Here is a 1,534-nt window from a genome sequence, read left to right as displayed (position 1 = left end):
GCAACATCAAAAGATCGCAGCCTTCGGCAGCTCCTACATGGGTTCGGTTTCGGCAGAACAATAAAAGCGTTAGTGAGGACAACAGACATGCAAACCAAACTCCTGATCAACGGCCAACTGGTCAACGGCGAAGGCCCGGCGCAACCAGTGCTCAATCCCTCGCTCGGCGAAGTCCTGGTAGAAATCAACGAAGCCAGCGAAGCCCAGGTCGATGCCGCCGTGCGCGCCGCCGACAACGCCTTCGCCGACTGGTCGCAAACTGCACCGAAAGACCGCTCGCTGCTGCTGCTCAAACTCGCCGACGCCATCGAAGCCCACGGCGAAGAATTGGCCAAACTGGAATCCGATAACTGCGGCAAACCCTACAGCGCCGCGCTCAACGACGAGATCCCGGCGATTGCCGACGTGTTCCGTTTCTTCGCCGGCGCCAGCCGTTGCATGAGCGGCTCGGCCGGTGGCGAATACCTGCCCGGCCACACCTCGATGATCCGCCGCGATCCGGTGGGTGTGATCGCCTCGATCGCGCCATGGAACTACCCGCTGATGATGGTCGCCTGGAAAATCGCCCCGGCACTGGCGGCCGGTAATACCGTGGTGCTCAAGCCGTCGGAACAAACCCCGCTGACTGCGTTGCGTCTGGCCGAACTGGCGTCGGAAATCTTCCCGGCTGGTGTACTCAATCTGGTATTTGGTCGTGGGCCTACCGTTGGCAGTCCGTTGGTCACACACCCGAAAGTGCGCATGGTCTCGCTTACCGGCTCCATCGCCACAGGCGCCAACATCATTTCCAGCACTGCCGACAGCGTCAAACGCATGCACATGGAGTTGGGCGGCAAGGCGCCGGTGATCATCTTCGATGACGCCGATATCGATGCGGCGGTGGAAGGCATTCGTACCTTTGGTTTTTACAACGCCGGGCAGGACTGCACAGCCGCGTGCCGGATCTATGCGCAGCAGGGCATCTACGACAAGTTCGTCGAGAAGCTTGGCGCGGCGGTCAGCAGCATCAAGTACGGCTTGCAGGATGATCCGTCGACTGAACTGGGGCCGCTGATCACCGCGCAACATCGCGACCGTGTGGCCGGGTTTGTCGAGCGTGCCGTGGCGCAGTCGCACATTCGTTTGATCACTGGTGGCAAGGCTGTCGACGGTAATGGTTTCTTCTTTGAACCAACCGTTCTGGCCGATGCGCAGCAGGACGACGAAATCGTTCGTCGCGAAGTGTTTGGGCCGGTGGTTTCGGTGACCAAATTTACTGATGAAGCGCAGGCGCTGGAGTGGGCCAACGATTCGGACTACGGCCTCGCCTCCTCCGTGTGGACGGCAGATGTAGGACGTGCGCATCGCATGTCGGCGCGTTTGCAGTACGGCTGCACGTGGGTGAATACGCACTTCATGCTTGTCAGCGAAATGCCCCATGGCGGTCAGAAATTGTCCGGTTACGGCAAGGACATGTCCATGTATGGGCTGGAGGACTACACCACGGTTCGGCATGTGATGTTCAAGCATTAACAGCGAAAAGATCGCAGCCTGC

General features: G+C 59.7%; 1 protein-coding gene. It reads left to right on the top strand.

The annotated features are described in order from the left end of the window. Positions 1–87: 87 nt before the first annotated feature. Complete coding sequence (locus tag ACW9IR_RS29355; RefSeq protein WP_110721207.1) at positions 88–1,512, top strand: gamma-aminobutyraldehyde dehydrogenase; 1,425 nt, start codon at positions 88–90, stop codon at positions 1,510–1,512. The last annotated feature ends 22 nt before the right edge of the window (positions 1,513–1,534 follow it).

Source organism: Pseudomonas sp. SDT291_1_S447, from assembly GCF_054070155.1.
This window is presented reverse-complemented; position numbering and strand designations above follow the sequence as displayed.

Coding starts and splice junctions, on each gene's coding strand:
- ACW9IR_RS29355 (WP_110721207.1), top strand. CDS start 88: ATGCAAACCAAACTCCTGATCAACGGCCAACTGGTCAACGGCGAAGGC.